The organism is Candidatus Nomurabacteria bacterium (assembly GCA_016699085.1).
Taxonomy (GTDB): Bacteria; Patescibacteriota; Minisyncoccia; order Phycocordibacterales; family UBA9973; genus CAZLWF01.
The window spans coordinates 615,619-630,135 of the sequence record CP064958.1 but is presented as its reverse complement, the minus strand read 5'-3'; the positions used below and the strand labels follow the sequence as shown (position 1 = coordinate 630,135).

The window sequence follows — 14,517 nt, the reverse complement described above, 5'->3', positions numbered from 1 at the left end:
TGTACATATTATTTTTGATATGGTATTGTAATGAAAAATTTATAATGGTTGAAAATAACATACTTGCTCGTATTGCAATAAAAGTAGATATTGAAGCAATATTTGATCTTAGGCATCACATTCTAAGGCAAGGCCTGCCAAAAGATGAGGCCATATTTATAGGCGATAATGAGAGTACAACCTATCATTTTGGAGCTTACTGGCAAGATCCGACTGGCAACCCTATAGGAAATATCCTTGGATGCGCCACATTTATTTTAAACGTTTGGGAACAAAAACCTGCATATCAACTGCGCGGCATGGCAACACATACTCAGTTCCAAGGGTATGGAATCGGTAAAGAATTACTAATAACCGCTGAGACAATAATAATTCTCGAAACAAATATTCATGAATTTTGGTGTAATGCCAGACAATCAGCGATAGGATTCTATAAAAAATTAGGCTGGTCTATACAATCTGACATATTTCTATTACGTGATGAGCCACATGTTAAAATGTACAAATTAGTACAATAATCGTTATCAAAACAAAAACTTCTGGAAATACCAGAAGTTTTTTAAATTAAAATAACAATAAGTGTAAAGAAAATTAGTAGGAACAATGTTATACCAATTATTGTTAGTAGGAAAATAATCCTATCTAAAATATTTTTTATCATATAGTACATGCGTCTCGAAATAGTAACCATAAACACATCTCTCCAATCGGCAATTGCCATGAGTAATATTAGACTAAACAACAGTCCAATAGGCATTGATATAAATATCATATAGCTATATGGATTATCGCTTTTAGGATATATTTCCCAAAAATATTGATAGCTATACACACCTAAGGTAGTGGCAACAAGGATGCAAATTGCATACATATACCAGTTTTTTATTTTTACTATTTTCTTTTTATCACTGAGCTTGCTGGATGTGGCCATACTAGTAGTTTTTGGATTTAAATAGCTTTCTGAAAATAGAATACTCTACTTACATATCCTGTCAAGATACTTTTGTTTTACTTTATGTTTTATAACTCTCGTATGATTGTCTTTACCACAGCGACAAGCTCTATTTGATTATCTTCAGTTGGATATATGGGTTTATACTTTTTGTTTGCTGGTTCAAGATACATAGACTTTTGTGTTTTCCGGAGATATTTGACTGTATAGCCATCGTTTAAAAGCGCGACAACGATTTGACCATCTTTGAAGTTAGTCGTCCGTTCAACAAGGACACTGTCACCATCGAGAATGCTGGCATCCTTCATCGAATCTCCATTTACTTCAAGTACAAACGTCTTGCTACTATCTCTGACAAGCCAATCATCAAGGTCAACCTTTTCCCCCACCTCATCTTCCACAGCTGCACCGTATCCGGCAGATACTGTCTGAGAAAGTCGTGTAATGCTGTTAAATGATTGCTTGGGGATAAGTTTACCGTTTGCGTCTTTCCCAATGAATCCTTGCTCGACGAGCTTGCCGACGAGCTTAAATACCGGACTCTTTGATTTGAGTCCGGTAATTTTCATAATTTCTGAATAACTTGGCATACGCTTGTTGGATTTGTAGAACGCTACTATTTTGTTTTTGTATGTTTCAAACATATTAGAATAGAAAAGTCATGAATTTATACATCATCTGACTATTTTGCAATTTGCGGATTTGTGTAAGGAGAAATTTATGACGCATAGATTCTTCTTTGTAGCTCTTGCCAAGAATAATTTTCTCATCAATAACTTTATTGATCTTTTTAAGTTCCTTATGTATTGATTTAAAATATTCATGCTTGCTCATGAATATAGTATAGGAGAACATTCGTTCTCTTGCAAGAATTTAGCTGTGGATAACCATTTTATAATGGACATTTTTATATCATGGTGAACTTAAGGAAAAAAAGCAGTATTAGAGATTTTAGTACCACAATGTAAAAAGTAGTCATTGCAGCTGCTTGTACTAATGAAGGTTCAGATAAAAGATAATCCAAAATGCAACAAAGAATTAAAAAAGTTCAAGTCCTTCATTGTGTCATCTTGAGAAAATATGTTTGTAAATATGAAAAATGAACCGTAGCATTATAGATTTGAAGAATTTATTTACTCTTTCTTTGGTAAATAGTCTGCGTGTTTGAACTTGAAAAAATTTAAACCTTTATCATTGAAATAATGAGCATATTTTGCGTGACCCCACGAAAGCTGGGGAATATTGTCATGATTCATAAAAATTGGAATTTTTATTTCATTACCTACAAAATAATTTCCTTTAAAAGCACCCGAACGCCCTAAAAATTTTTCTGTGGCATACTTACCCATACTAATTTCAGAATTATATAAATCACCATTGGATAATATCTTGTTTTTTAAAAATTCTTTTGCAATTTCATCTATTTTTAAAATAAATTTTCTTTTTATTTCATCGATAGTTTTATCATCAGATGAGTTACTAATAAAAGAGTAACCAAGTCGATGGTACTCATTTATAAGATAAATACAAAATATATCCTTTGTGGTAGAGTCCTCAGATTTAAATAAAGGTTCAGGATCAAGTAAAATGGATTCTTCAATATATTTTAAGAAAAAAGGATCATTGAGAACTGAAAAACCAAATCCAATATCTTTTATTCCTACACCATGCCAAAAATTCCCTGGTTCTAGGTAAAAATCTTTTTTAATGTAAAATTCACTCTCATTGCTTAAGATTTTTTTTGGAATTTTTGCAATTGGGGTAGTCTCATAAAAGAGTACTCCTTCATGATAGACTTGGTGTTCAGGAATTTTTCCATAGGTATTTTCAGAATAGGGGCTGTTGTCTTTTTTATTAAAAATGTCTAATTTTGCACCATTGTTATTAAATATGTAATTTGGATCCATTTCATCTTTTAGTTTTTCTATCCGATCTAAATCATATATTTTTTGAACAAAAAATTTATCCTCAGCAAACCCTTTTTTGAATCCTTCATGAGAACCATAAGCTCCGAATTTATGCGTAACACATGTCTCAGGATATTCTCCATCTGATAAAGTAACAAGTAAATCTGTAATTATTTTAGATTGCTCATAATGCTCCATCTCGTCACTTATCAACTTTTCATCTATTGAAATCTTTGTTCTCTCATACCCCAAAATCCCTGATTCTTTTTGAATCTTTTCAGGGTATTCAAAATAATACTTTACTGCTTCAATTGTTTGCCCATTAATTTCCAGGGTTATTTTTTCCTTTTTACCTAATTCTTTCTTTGAAACACTATCTGCACCCAAAGACACCTCATTGTTTTGAGTTTCTTTTTCATTCTTTTTGGCTGATCCGTTGCTAAAGTTTTGATTTTCCATGTTTTGATTATGGGTTTAGGTGCCATTATTTTGTACGCTGCGCGTACTTTGTTTATGTGGTCACAAGTTACTAAGTATAATTTTTCGCTATGCTCAAATTCTACGTAAGTACTTGCGACCCCGCCTCGTCTGTCGCAAAGCGACATGACTGCGGCTTCACGAACGGCTCGCAAATAAAGCAGTTTATTTGGCTTTGCGCCGTTTGTGATCCAAATGTCTGGATTTCCGAATTGCTAGAAAATAAGAGACCAGTACAAAGCAGTATAGCGGATTTAAAAGCTTTGTCACTCCCTGGTGTTGCTGAGAAGGCTCAGGAGAAAGTAGATGCTTGGGAGCGGGAGCAGAAGGAAAAAGAGACCAAGGAGAAGCTGGAGAACCTTGATAATGACTTACCATTCTTAGGTAGGTTCCCTTCGCTATAACCTATGCCTATACCAAACAAACTACGAGAAGCTAGGAAGCTCAATGGCCTTACACAGAAAGACGTGGCAACGTACCTAGGATTTACAGATGAAGGCCAAGTTTCTAAATGGGAGCAAGGACATTACTATCCAGGAACAGAGTACTTGTTTAGGCTCTGTGTGCTCTATGGGGTGTATCCACATCAGTTGTATGGGGAGGCGTTAAGAGAAATGAGAAAAAGAAACAGATACAAAAATTAATTAGAGCGATCATTAAGCTGTGTTGTGTCATAAATTATTGAGTCCTCAAAATTTATTTTTGTCGTGTTTTTCCTGCGGCGCTTTTCTTCAGGTAAATAACTTTCAACCCATTCAATAATTTTTGAGGCACTTCTTACAAGATTTTCAACTTCAGTATCAGATAACTCCTTCTTCTTAGAATTTAAAAGTAAACCTTCATGAATAAAATTATTTCTTACATTCTTGATCTCTAAAAGTAGCTCAGACAATTCCTTATCTTCTTGTATATTTTTCCCACTAACCATGTGTAAAATACTTGTGTATTGCTCAATCACGGATGGTTCCTTGAACCAATTACGTTTTTCATTTGACGGAATTTTAATCCAATCCCAAACCTCAGGGGTTATACTACTTTTTACTACAAGAGACTCTAAAGCGTGGTTAATAAGATTTTCTAATGATGCAAACGTAAGGGTTATGGCTGCTCCGCTATCTGGTAAAACTGATAACGCATTTAAATATAAAGTCTCCCAAATGTGTGGTTTTTCTTTGGTCATAACGAGCAATTTAATTTGCTCCCATAAAGGCCCATCTATTGGGGAAATATTAAATTCAGATTTAAAATTGAATGCGCCCCTAATCAATGCCTCATCTATGGGTAGTTCGGAGTAGTCATCATTCAGATATTCAATCATCCAAGGAATTGAGTCTATGGGTTTAAACTTTATCTGACCACCTTGAAGGATCGTTCTAATCGAAGAAATATAAAGCAATAAAATTTCTTCAACTTGTTCTTTCGAAGGGTCAGTTGGGTTTGGTTCTTTACGAAATCGCCTAAAGCTCTCCTTCTTAAAATCGATAAAAATCAAATTAGCTTTTATGGTTTCCTCGTCATTAATCTTCGTATTTGAGACAACAGGATGAGTTTTTGGTGAAAAATAAGGTGGTGTTTTTCCTGGTAATACCTGTCGCGGCAGACTTAGATCAGGGAGCTCAGCCTCTGCCTGTAGCGGTGAATGAATTACAACCTCCATTATACCCAAGTGAGTCTTAATGGGTTCTAGTACCGAATATACCGGTACTGGAATTGAAAAACTTGGTATTATCTGACATTTAAATCTCGCTATCATTAAAGTTCAATTTAAATATTAATCAAGGGGGAAAAATTGCTAGATCTGGCAACTGGTGACCCTACAGAGAATCGAACTCTGATTTAATCCTTGAGAAGGATCTGTCCTAGCCGTTAGACGATAGGGCCAAATGCTAAAGTTTACTTTTTATATATTTTCGACCAAATCCAGATTTAAAATACTTTTCGCGTTTTCGTGCTTCTGTAAGATTATCCACTTTCTCATAATAAAGCAACTGAAGTGGAATTCTATATTTCGTAGATCGAACTTCACCATTATTGTGTTGATGTAACCTTTTTTCTATATTTTCTGTAAACCCATAATAAAGTTTCTCATCCTTTTTGCTTTTAAGTACATAGACAAAGTACATAACGATTTTAATGCGTTAGCCGTTACCTGCCCGCTCCCTCGTGTACTCATGAGGGCAGGCGGGGGCGATAGGGCCAAATTGCGAAAACACTATAACATTTTTTTTGAAATTTGTAATTACTCGGAAGTAATATCCGGTGTTACGTCGTAGTAATTAAGTAGGAACGACGCTGTACTCAGAAGCGGCCCAGATAAGGTTTGCGCTGAGAATTTCGCACCTTTTGGGTTTTTCATATAGACAAAAGTTAGGAATTTCGGATCATACGCAGGAAAGTAGCCGAATATAGAGTGCAGATTCTGGCCTTCGATATAGCCAGTACCATCAGCTTTGGCAATTTGAGCCGTCCCAGTCTTAACCGCAATACTATAATGTGGCAGTGATTCGTTATATGTTTTCATCATTGTATCAGCCACAATGGTTAACATTTCTGTCATCGCGAGAGAAGTTTCAGGCTTCAAGATACGTGTACCTGCCTTTGGTTCAATTTCTGTATGCGTGCCATTGGTGTAGTTGATTTGGCTCACCAAGTGAGGTGTAATCATCAGTCCACCATTTGCAATAGCTGAAAATGAACGTACAGCCTCGATCGGTGTAATAGCGATTCCCTGACCAAAGGCAGCATTGGCATACTCGAGATCACGATTGGTCTTTAGATTCGATATGAGGCCGCTGGTTTCGTTTGGCAGGTCAATGCCAGTCTTGTCTCCTATACCAAACGAGAGCATATATTTCTTAAAACTTTCACGACCCATTTTTTGCATAACAAAGACAGAGCCAGTATTTAATGATTCATTGAGCACATCTTGCATGCTGGTTCCTGGTCCACGAGCTTTTTTATCAAAGTTATTTATTTGTTTGCCGCTTAGTATCACAAAACCCTTGTCATCGTAGGTTGTTGTAGGCTTGATCACACCAGTATCGAGACCACCAGAAAGCGTTAGAGGCTTAATCACAGAACCAAATTCGTAGACGTTCTCAACATTTGGATTTGCATACAAGAGTGGATCTTCGACACTCTGAAATGCATTTAGGTCAAAGGTTGGCGCATATGCCATGGCATAAATTGCACCATCGATCGGATTAATAACGATGCCACCAATAGCGTCCGCATTCCATTTGGTCTTAGTTTCGAGTAAGGTTTTCTCAAACGTTGCTTGTATTGCGGGGTCAAGTGTCAGTACAATATCACCCTCTGCCTCAGGATTTTTAAAAATGGTTTTTGTAATATTTGAAAATACTTCTGCGAAAAAATTCACCTGAGTTGTACTACTGTCACGGGATAAGATCGCATTATACATTCGCTCAATACCGTAACGACCAGAGAGTTCATCACCTTTATAAGCTACAAATCCCAAAGCCTGCGCCGCCAGGCTTTCACCTGGATAAAATCTAATTTTTTCTTTATATACATAGACACCTGGCAAATGTTTAGCTTCAATAGCATCAGCGACACTTTTAGGCAATCGACTGGCAACTTGTTCGTATGGATCATCAATCGCTTTTGCTTTCTTTTGAAATTCTTCACGTGTTAGTGATACATACGGTTCGAGAAATGCATACGTCGCATCACTATCACTGATTTCTTTAGGCTTAATTGCTACCTTATATAATGTCTTCAATGTTGCTGCACTTACGTTCGATCCATCTTTCTCAGTAAAAAATATACTACCTCGCTCGAAAAGAGAGCTGGCAGGTGCAGCGTATTGACGATCAGCTCGATCTTTATAATCCTCACTATGCACAATCTGAACACTAAAAAGCCTCAGTGCAATAAGCATAATGAGGACAATAAAAAAACCAGCAAGTATTCTCAGGCGCAATAAAAAATTAGAGGTCATAGCCCTTGACTGATGCTAGTCCAACGGTATTTTCTCTTGAAATGAAATACATTTTTTCTGGCGCAACATATCCTTCTTTCTGCAGCAAATTTGGATCAATCGTATTATTCTTTGACAAATAAGCAAGTTCTAACTCACTAATAGCAGTAACTTTTGTGCGGATATTATTCTCAATATTTTTCCTTACGACGACAGCAAACACTGTTCTGCCGAGAAAATACACATAGACACAGAAAGCCAGGACAATAACCGAAATGAGTATATAAAAAAGCTGCTTGCCTCTGGCTTTTGCTAATGCATGTGTATTGGTGTGTACTTGGTGTAAGGTCATTTTTTTTCTAAAATTCTTAATTTTGCACTTCGAGAACGTGGATTACTTTTGATCTCTTCTTCGGATGGTTCAATCGGCTTTTTATGTAATGAAAATCCTATGCCTGCTTCTTTTTTTTCTAATATAAAATGTTTAACGATTCGGTCTTCTAGACTATGAAATGAAATTACTGCCATTCGTCCACCACTTGCTAAAAGTTCAAAACTTGTCTCTAACCCAGTGCGCAGTGTATCTAATTCGTCATTGACTGCAATCCTCAAGGCTTGAAATGTCTTCGTTGCACAATGCTTTTTCCCATAGGTGTAAGCTTTTGGAACGCTTTGCTTGATGATCTCAACGAGAGCAAATGTTGTCTCTATAGGATTCACTTTCCGGGCAGTAACGATACCTTTGGCGATCCGTCTTGCATATGTTTCCTCGCCGTAAGCGTAGAGCACATTGGCAATTGCTTCTTCATCCCAAGCATTAACAATATCTCGTGCTGTTAAAGTTTCTTCTGTAGGCGTGTCCGAGAGTGTCATCACGAGTGGCTCATCTTTACTAAATGATATGCCTCGCCCGCTTGTTTCTAATTGAAAAGAGCTAATACCAAGATCAAACATAATTCTGTCTATTTTTGAAATTCCTACATTCTCCAATGCTACCTGCATAGATCTAAAGTTTGCATTGATTAAATGCAGATGCCACTGTTGTAGTCTCTGCCCTACTCGATCAATTGCACTACTATCAGCATCAAAACCAACAAACGTAATACTGTCTCCAAATGCGTCTAGTATTGCTTCAGCATGACCACCACCGCCTAATGTTGCATCGACGACAATATCTCCTTTTTGTATCGCCAAACCATCTATAACTTCGCGTAAAAGAACACTTGTATGCATGTTATAAGACACCAAGCTGCCCCAATTTCTCTGCTAATTGATCGGCTTTTGCATCTATCTGCTGTTTGTAGTCTTCCCAGATACGTTCATTCCATATTTCTATGCGATTTTGAACACCGATAACAATTACCTTTGATTTGAGATTTGCTCGTTCTTTCAAAAAATCTGGGATGAGGATTCTGCCTGCTCCATCTAGTTGTGTTTCTACAGCTCCACCAAACATGAACCGGCTAAAGCTTCTATTGTCTGAAGCTAACACCGAGGAATCACCCAACTTCGCGGAAACACGTTTCCATTCGCTTTCGGTATACATCGCTATACATTGGTCGAGTCCAGGCGCAAGAATAACTTTCTTCCCCATTTCCCTACGAAACTTGGCAGGAAGCGATATGCGATTTTTCTCATCCAATGTATGCGAGTATTGTCCGATTAGCATAAAAACATTTTTCCCACTTAATCCCACTGCATGTGATTATACTCCACTTTCTCCCACAATACAAAAAGCTATACCCTGTGGATAACTTGAAGTAACGAAACTTTGACAAAAATAAATAAAAATTGTATTATAATAAAAAATTGACAATGAAACAGATCATACTCAAAGAACCTGTGACTCCTATACTAGGAAAAAACCCTTTTGGAGGAGAAGCCTGGATAATGTTTGAACCAATGCCTAATGGAGAAAGGGGTATTTTCTGGAAAATACCTACCTCCAAAAAAAACACTTATAAATATATCCCAATAGATTATCGAATTGCAAAAATTTCAAAGTTGCATAATATTTATTTACAATATGGGAAGAAAAAATTATTTATTTACGAACATATTGGAGCACTACGATTCACGGGACTTGATAGTATTGCAATTTCAGCAAGCACATGGCCTCCGTACCTAACTTCAGGAACAATGTTTGAAAAAATAATGGAACATGCAGAAATAACTAATAACGAAGTTCCATATCTTTCATTTATAAATTCATACGGACCACTAAGTCTAAGGGAAAATGGACTTTATAAGTTTGTTGAAATACGTCCTGCGAATCACGAAGTGACTAAATTAAATGTATCAATTGACTACAAAAAATTGTCAGTCAAAGGTAGAGCAAGTAGGACAGTAACGGACGAACTTATTGCGGAAATTTTTCCAGTTGGACCTCAGGGGATTTCAAACCTTTTCAAATTTATATCAAGATTATTCAATCTTGAGTATCATAAAATTGTTGTGTGGCCCGATGAAGAAATAAGCCCTGACGAATTGCAAAGAAAATTTTTATCCCACACAATGGTGGACCGGTTAGGAGAAATAAGTTTATTTTCTCACTATATGTTGCCCTCCTGCGAGATTAAGACACAGTGCGCAGGGCATCGAATGGTTTTTGAGGCAATGAAAATTATAACGGAAAGAGAAAATATCTGCACACCCGTTACAGATTTTGTTTACTGATCTATTTAGTTAAGAGAAGAAAAGCATTCTGATATAGAGTGCTTTTTTATTTTTCCTTTGGCTTCATTAATGGAAAGAGTTGTGTTTCTCTAATAGGTTTGTCAGCCAAGAATGAGAAGAATCGTTCACCGAAACCAAAGCCAAATGTCGGCGGCATGCCGTGTTCAAGCATTTCGACATAATCATAATCAGCCATCATAGCTTCTTCATCACCTTCAGTAACAAGTGTTTGCTGTTTTTCGAAACGCTCTCGCTGATCAATCGGGTCATTAAGCTCAGCATGAGCGCGCCCTATTTCACTCCCCCCAATAATAACTTGGAACATTTCAGTCTTTCTTGGATCAAGTGGATTTGTTTTAGATAATGGAGCAACGAGCTTTGGATGATTAATAAGATATATAGGCCCGCTTATTTGCTTGCGGCAATATTTCCATAAGGAATCAGTCAATCGCTCCCTATTTTTGCCTTCGTATGTAACGCCAAGCGATGTCAGTTTTGCAATCATTTCATCTTCAGTCGCAGAGAATATATCAATACCTGTCCGATTCTCTATCTCTTGAGCATAATCAATTTCAGCCCACTCACTCTCTAAATCAAATGTATGACCACGCGTCTCAAAAATTGTTTTGCCAAATACTTCTTTCCCGATTTTAATATATAAATCTCTTACCATTTTTTTGCCTTCATCCAAATTCATGTAAGCTGCATAAAATTCCATATTTGTGAATTCTTGAACATGCTCAGGACTCGAGCCCTCATTTCTATATGCTCTTCCGATTTCAAATGTCCGCTCAAAGCCAGCAGCCATAAGGCGTTTCTGCCATAGCTCTCCTACGGAAATTCTCATATAGACATCTAGATCAAAATCATTGTGATGAGTCTTAAATGGTCTTGCCTCAGCACCGCCTGTTGTGATTTCAAGTGTAGGAGTTTCGACTTCCAAAAATCCTCGCTCTTTGAGGAATGTTCTTGTCACTTCCCAGAACTTTGCTTTTTTTATGAAAAGCTCTCTTTCTTCTGGATTCAAGAGTAAATCTAAGTAACGTTTTCTGAACCGCTCTTCATAATTCTCAAGCCCATGCCATTTTTCTGGAAGTGGGGCAAGACTCTTCGTGAGCATTTGCCATGATGAGACTTGGAGTGTTTGTTGATTAGTTTTTGTTAAAAAAACAGTCCCCGTTGCATCGATAAAATCTCCAATATCAATCGTACTTTCAAAAAATGATAATACTTCATCACCAAGTACATCACGCTTGAAAAGCAGCTGAAATATAGCTCCACCATCAGTAATATTTGCAAATATGATTGCCCCTTGTCCTCGCAGAGAAAGGATTCTACCTGCAATTGTGATAGTTTTTTGCTCTTTTTCTAGGGATGCAAATTGCGCACCAATATCAACGATTCGTGTATCTCGTTTTGATGATGCTGGATATGGATTAACACCGCCTGTAATAAGTAGGTCGAGTTTCTGTTTGCGTGCCTGTTGTAATTCTTCAAATGACGCCATAGTGCGGCGAATTATTATTCAATGGCAATTATGGTATAAGTTGCTGTACCGTTGGGACTTTTAACTGAAACACTATCATTCTTTTTCTTGCCTAAGAGTGCATTGCCAAGCGGTGATCGGTGAGATATTTTACCCTGCGCCATATCAGCCTCTTCACTTCCAACGACATGCATTGTCTGCACATCCTTGACGCCTTTCTTTTGTATTTGGACTGTTGAGCCGATTTCAACTGTTGTACTGTGATGCTGCTCAATGACTTTTGACTCTTTGAGCACATGTTCGATTTTTGAAATTCGTTCCTCAAGTTTTGTTTGTTCTTCGCGTGCTTGGTGATATTCAGCATTCTCAGACAAATCACCAAGAGATTTGGCATACTCCAAATTTTCTAATATCTCCTTGCGCCTGTTCGTTTGCAAATTCAGCAATTCGACTTCAAGCTCCTTTTTTCTATCCTTCGTTAGGTATTCTGTGTCTTGATTCATTGGATTATTGTAATCATTTATAGGCTAAAGTCAATCTTATTACTCGAGCATAGATGGCTTATTTGCACTTATATAATCAAGCACGGTTCGCATGACATGCGAAGCCCCGATTGTATTTGATTTTGGGCCACGTTCAACGAGTACAACAAACGCATATTTGGGATGTTCATACGGGAAAAAACCAACTGACCACGAGTTCATAAACTGTTTTGCAATACCAACCTGAGCTGTACCTGTTTTTGCTGCAACCATAACTGCCGGCGTATTTAAAACTGTACCAGTGCCTTCAGTTACCGTGAGCCGCATTGCTTCGTGGATAATCGTAAAATTTTCTTTAGCAATATCTATTGGGCTACCTTTTTGCACATCATCAGTTTTAAGTACAGTGGGAGTAATCATGCGACCGTAATTGGCTATTGCTGCGATACCTCGCACCATCTGTAACGGCGTAACTTGCACGCCATATTGTCCGATTGCTGTATTGTATGTATCACCAATTCGCCAAGGATCACCAGGAAAATTTTTCTCTTTCCATACTGGATTAGGAATATTGCCAGCCGTTTCACCTGGCATATTTATATTTGTTTTTTTGCCCATACCAAACATAGATTCGTATTTATGTAAGTTATCAATACCAAGACCTACTTGCTCTTGAAATCCACCCCCAATTTCATAAAAATACACATTTGATGATACTGCTAATGCGTGGCGAAGATCGACCCAACCATGAGCTTCCCAGTCATTAAACACAGTTTTTAAATCTGGATCATACGGGTTAGGGATTGCAATAGAGCCAGTACTTAGTATCTGCTTTTCTGGTGAAATAATACCTTCAGACAATGCCCCAATAGCAACAAATGGCTTAACAATGGACCCTGGTGTATAAAGTCCAGAAACGACTTTATTTAAAAAGACTTTTCTTGGATCATGAATATATGAATTGATCATCTCCCTATCAGCACCTTCAGATAATATATTCGAATCATATTCAGGGAAACTAGTCATAGCTATAATTTCTCCAGTTTCTACATTCATAATGACACCTGCGCCGCCTTCAAATTTTGTTTGAGCAGTGAAATCTTTGATTGCATTATATAAAACACTTTGAATATCAGCATCAACGGCAAGGACAAGATTATCGCCATTTTTTGGCTTATCAAGTATATTTTCTGACTGTGCATTACCAAACGCATCGGTTTCAAGAATTTTAAGACCATTAGTTCCAGCAAGTTCTTGATTGAATTGCTTTTCGACACCATCCTTGCCAATTATCTTTTCTTGCCAGTAAATACCATTACTATCTTTAGCGGGGTAGCTTACGTAGCCTAATAAATGTCCAAAGCCAGGCAAATCGATGTACGTACGGTGCGGGAACGTATCTTCGCTAGTGGTTAAAACATTTGCAATCAATTCTTTATTGTTGCGGTCAAGAACAATGCCACGATCAGCAAACAGTGGAGTTGTCGCTAGACTGTTGTATTCACTTCGATCAAGATATGCTTGACCTTTTTTAATTTCTAAAATACCAATTCTTCCAGCAAATAAGATCCCAAATAGCAATGAAAAAAAACCAAGCGCAAAGATAGTCTTCTTGTTGATTGATTTTTCTAGTCTGCCTTCAAACTGCTGTGTATCGAATTCAGGTATATTTTGCGCGTCAAGAAAAATCTCATCAGGTGCGATTTCGTAAAGTTGCACTTTCTTTTTATAAAATTTAATTCTCATTGTATTGTAAACTGCGAATTTTTGGCTTGATGTAAAGTGAAATACCAACTAAAAAAAGTGCTAATAATGTCAGAGCAATTTTGCCGACAAACATATGTAACAGAAAATGATCCGCGTACACCATGTCTGCAACAAAAAAAATAATGACTGTGATAATTTCAAAACTAAACAAGAAGATACCTAAAATACCGATACAAATGCTTATCCAAAATGGCAAATAGACAAATGAACCAAGCAGAATAACAGTATACAGAGCCTTGTGGAGAATATTTCCCATGGCAAAAGTATATCACACCCCCACCACGCTTGCCTATACCTATTTACCGGCCTCGAATAAGCCTATAAAAAGCCCTCATAAGCCAGTACAACAAAAGTGCCAAGCAAATGTAGAAAATAACTACACTCGTAAATATATAGGAAATAAACGTCAACAAGAATACTTCAAACTGAATAATGCCCATTTCGAGTGGATTATACTCAGAGGTTTCATCATTCGTATTAGTTTCAAAATTAAAAAGTGTATCTGATTTCTCTAACTTTTGTATGAGGACATCTTGTAATTTCTTTTCGAGCGAGGTGCGTTTACTAACTATCACATTTGCTATGGTTACTCGGTATGCATCAATGGTGGTAAAAATTTTCTGCAGGTTTACTAAGACACTTGGCGGAATTGCATTTTCAACTTTTGTTTGTACAGAGTCTATATTATTAAATATTCCTACAGCAGTCGGCGGTAACGGAGTAGCAGCTGCGCGTACCAGAACCGGAACTAGACCAATAATAATTAGGAGCGAGGCAAGTACTACCCGCGCAACGTACGTCTTAAATTTTATTTGATAGTTACTTTGCAT

Annotated in this window: 19 protein-coding genes and 1 tRNA gene; 4 read left to right on the top strand and 16 right to left on the bottom strand. The window is 37.1% G+C overall.

Features of this window, described 5'->3' with window-relative positions; genetic code table 11:
* Positions 1-44: 44 nt before the first annotated feature.
* Positions 45-518 (top strand): GNAT family N-acetyltransferase, encoded by a 474-nt coding sequence (locus IPF86_03460; GenBank protein ID QQR50110.1) that lies wholly within the window; start codon positions 45-47, stop codon positions 516-518.
* A 41-nt stretch (positions 519-559) separates the two neighbouring features.
* Here the strand turns inward: IPF86_03460 and IPF86_03455 are convergent, their stop codons facing one another.
* From IPF86_03455 to IPF86_03440, 4 genes are all read right to left on the bottom strand, one after another.
* Positions 560-931 carry a hypothetical protein gene (locus IPF86_03455; protein ID QQR50109.1) on the bottom strand — a complete coding sequence of 124 codons (372 nt, stop codon included), beginning with the start codon at positions 929-931 and terminating at the stop codon, positions 560-562.
* Between the two features lie 89 nt (positions 932-1,020).
* Entirely contained in the window at positions 1,021-1,596 is a 576-nt protein-coding gene (locus IPF86_03450) for a hypothetical protein (GenBank protein QQR50108.1), read from the bottom strand.
* Between the two features lies 1 nt (position 1,597).
* Positions 1,598-1,786: a hypothetical protein gene (locus IPF86_03445; GenBank protein ID QQR50107.1), complete on the bottom strand. Its 189-nt coding sequence runs from the start codon at positions 1,784-1,786 to the stop codon at positions 1,598-1,600.
* A gap of 299 nt (positions 1,787-2,085) precedes the next feature.
* Entirely contained in the window at positions 2,086-3,318 is a 1,233-nt protein-coding gene (locus tag IPF86_03440) for a hypothetical protein (GenBank protein QQR50106.1), read from the bottom strand.
* Positions 3,319-3,407: 89 nt separating this feature from the next.
* Between IPF86_03440 and IPF86_03435 the strand changes: the two genes are divergently transcribed.
* Positions 3,408-3,740, top strand: a complete 333-nt coding sequence (locus tag IPF86_03435) for a hypothetical protein (protein ID QQR50105.1) — start codon at positions 3,408-3,410, stop codon at positions 3,738-3,740.
* Positions 3,741-3,743: 3 nt separating this feature from the next.
* Positions 3,744-3,980, top strand: coding sequence for a helix-turn-helix transcriptional regulator (locus IPF86_03430; GenBank protein ID QQR50104.1), 237 nt, complete (start codon positions 3,744-3,746; stop codon positions 3,978-3,980).
* On the opposite strand, the gene IPF86_03425 is transcribed toward IPF86_03430, so the two are convergent.
* The 7 genes from IPF86_03425 to mraZ form a co-directional block, all read right to left on the bottom strand.
* On the bottom strand, positions 3,977-4,993 hold the full coding sequence (locus IPF86_03425) for a hypothetical protein (GenBank protein QQR50103.1): 1,017 nt from the start codon (positions 4,991-4,993) through the stop codon (positions 3,977-3,979). The genes IPF86_03430 and IPF86_03425 overlap by 4 nt on opposite strands.
* A 149-nt stretch (positions 4,994-5,142) precedes the next feature.
* Positions 5,143-5,217 (bottom strand) — tRNA-Glu (locus IPF86_03420).
* Between the two features lie 5 nt (positions 5,218-5,222).
* A complete protein-coding gene (locus tag IPF86_03415) occupies positions 5,223-5,459 on the bottom strand; it encodes a GIY-YIG nuclease family protein (GenBank protein QQR50102.1) in 237 nt (78 codons plus the stop codon).
* Between the two features lie 116 nt (positions 5,460-5,575).
* Positions 5,576-7,297, bottom strand: coding sequence for a penicillin-binding protein 2 (locus tag IPF86_03410; GenBank protein QQR50101.1), 1,722 nt, complete (start codon positions 7,295-7,297; stop codon positions 5,576-5,578).
* On the bottom strand, positions 7,287-7,628 hold the full coding sequence (locus IPF86_03405) for a hypothetical protein (protein QQR50100.1): 342 nt from the start codon (positions 7,626-7,628) through the stop codon (positions 7,287-7,289). Before IPF86_03405 ends, IPF86_03410 begins: the two co-directional genes overlap by 11 nt.
* A complete protein-coding gene (gene rsmH, locus IPF86_03400) occupies positions 7,625-8,509 on the bottom strand; it encodes a 16S rRNA (cytosine(1402)-N(4))-methyltransferase RsmH (protein QQR50099.1) in 885 nt (294 codons plus the stop codon). The genes IPF86_03405 and rsmH overlap by 4 nt, the downstream gene beginning before the upstream one ends.
* 1 nt (position 8,510) lies before the next feature.
* Entirely contained in the window at positions 8,511-8,945 is a 435-nt protein-coding gene (mraZ, locus tag IPF86_03395; protein QQR50098.1) for a division/cell wall cluster transcriptional repressor MraZ, read from the bottom strand.
* 146 nt (positions 8,946-9,091) lie between these two features.
* Here mraZ and IPF86_03390 point away from each other — a divergent pair, with 146 nt between their 5' ends.
* Complete coding sequence (locus IPF86_03390; protein QQR50097.1) at positions 9,092-9,952, top strand: UDP-3-O-acyl-N-acetylglucosamine deacetylase; 861 nt, start codon at positions 9,092-9,094, stop codon at positions 9,950-9,952.
* A gap of 46 nt (positions 9,953-9,998) precedes the next feature.
* Here IPF86_03390 and lysS read toward each other — a convergent pair whose 3' ends face one another.
* The 5 genes from lysS to IPF86_03365 are packed head-to-tail and all read right to left on the bottom strand — an operon-like array spanning position 9,999 to position 14,517.
* Positions 9,999-11,459, bottom strand: a complete 1,461-nt coding sequence (gene lysS / locus IPF86_03385; protein QQR50096.1) for a lysine--tRNA ligase — start codon at positions 11,457-11,459, stop codon at positions 9,999-10,001.
* Positions 11,460-11,473: 14 nt separating this feature from the next.
* Complete coding sequence (greA, locus tag IPF86_03380; GenBank protein ID QQR50095.1) at positions 11,474-11,941, bottom strand: transcription elongation factor GreA; 468 nt, start codon at positions 11,939-11,941, stop codon at positions 11,474-11,476.
* Positions 11,942-11,980: 39 nt separating this feature from the next.
* On the bottom strand, positions 11,981-13,666 hold the full coding sequence (locus IPF86_03375; GenBank protein ID QQR50094.1) for a hypothetical protein: 1,686 nt from the start codon (positions 13,664-13,666) through the stop codon (positions 11,981-11,983).
* Entirely contained in the window at positions 13,656-13,943 is a 288-nt protein-coding gene (locus IPF86_03370) for a hypothetical protein (protein QQR50093.1), read from the bottom strand. Before IPF86_03370 ends, IPF86_03375 begins: the two co-directional genes overlap by 11 nt.
* A gap of 43 nt (positions 13,944-13,986) precedes the next feature.
* Complete coding sequence (locus tag IPF86_03365; protein QQR50092.1) at positions 13,987-14,517, bottom strand: hypothetical protein; 531 nt, start codon at positions 14,515-14,517, stop codon at positions 13,987-13,989.

What these genes read in the sequence shown, in the direction of transcription:
- IPF86_03460 (QQR50110.1), top strand. Translation starts at nt 45, where the DNA reads ATGGTTGAAAATAACATACTTGCTCGTATTGCAATAAAAGTAGATATT.
- IPF86_03455 (QQR50109.1), bottom strand. Translation starts at nt 931, where the DNA reads ATGGCCACATCCAGCAAGCTCAGTGATAAAAAGAAAATAGTAAAAATA.
- IPF86_03450 (QQR50108.1), bottom strand. Translation starts at nt 1,596, where the DNA reads ATGTTTGAAACATACAAAAACAAAATAGTAGCGTTCTACAAATCCAAC.
- IPF86_03445 (QQR50107.1), bottom strand. Translation starts at nt 1,786, where the DNA reads ATGAGCAAGCATGAATATTTTAAATCAATACATAAGGAACTTAAAAAG.
- IPF86_03440 (QQR50106.1), bottom strand. Translation starts at nt 3,318, where the DNA reads ATGGAAAATCAAAACTTTAGCAACGGATCAGCCAAAAAGAATGAAAAA.
- IPF86_03435 (QQR50105.1), top strand. Translation starts at nt 3,408, where the DNA reads ATGCTCAAATTCTACGTAAGTACTTGCGACCCCGCCTCGTCTGTCGCA.
- IPF86_03430 (QQR50104.1), top strand. Translation starts at nt 3,744, where the DNA reads ATGCCTATACCAAACAAACTACGAGAAGCTAGGAAGCTCAATGGCCTT.
- IPF86_03425 (QQR50103.1), bottom strand. Translation starts at nt 4,993, where the DNA reads ATGGAGGTTGTAATTCATTCACCGCTACAGGCAGAGGCTGAGCTCCCT.
- IPF86_03415 (QQR50102.1), bottom strand. Translation starts at nt 5,459, where the DNA reads ATGTACTTTGTCTATGTACTTAAAAGCAAAAAGGATGAGAAACTTTAT.
- IPF86_03410 (QQR50101.1), bottom strand. Translation starts at nt 7,297, where the DNA reads ATGACCTCTAATTTTTTATTGCGCCTGAGAATACTTGCTGGTTTTTTT.
- IPF86_03405 (QQR50100.1), bottom strand. Translation starts at nt 7,628, where the DNA reads ATGACCTTACACCAAGTACACACCAATACACATGCATTAGCAAAAGCC.
- rsmH (QQR50099.1), bottom strand. Translation starts at nt 8,509, where the DNA reads ATGCATACAAGTGTTCTTTTACGCGAAGTTATAGATGGTTTGGCGATA.
- mraZ (QQR50098.1), bottom strand. Translation starts at nt 8,945, where the DNA reads ATGCTAATCGGACAATACTCGCATACATTGGATGAGAAAAATCGCATA.
- IPF86_03390 (QQR50097.1), top strand. Translation starts at nt 9,092, where the DNA reads ATGAAACAGATCATACTCAAAGAACCTGTGACTCCTATACTAGGAAAA.
- lysS (QQR50096.1), bottom strand. Translation starts at nt 11,459, where the DNA reads ATGGCGTCATTTGAAGAATTACAACAGGCACGCAAACAGAAACTCGAC.
- greA (QQR50095.1), bottom strand. Translation starts at nt 11,941, where the DNA reads ATGAATCAAGACACAGAATACCTAACGAAGGATAGAAAAAAGGAGCTT.
- IPF86_03375 (QQR50094.1), bottom strand. Translation starts at nt 13,666, where the DNA reads ATGAGAATTAAATTTTATAAAAAGAAAGTGCAACTTTACGAAATCGCA.
- IPF86_03370 (QQR50093.1), bottom strand. Translation starts at nt 13,943, where the DNA reads ATGGGAAATATTCTCCACAAGGCTCTGTATACTGTTATTCTGCTTGGT.
- IPF86_03365 (QQR50092.1), bottom strand. Translation starts at nt 14,517, where the DNA reads ATGCAAAGTAACTATCAAATAAAATTTAAGACGTACGTTGCGCGGGTA.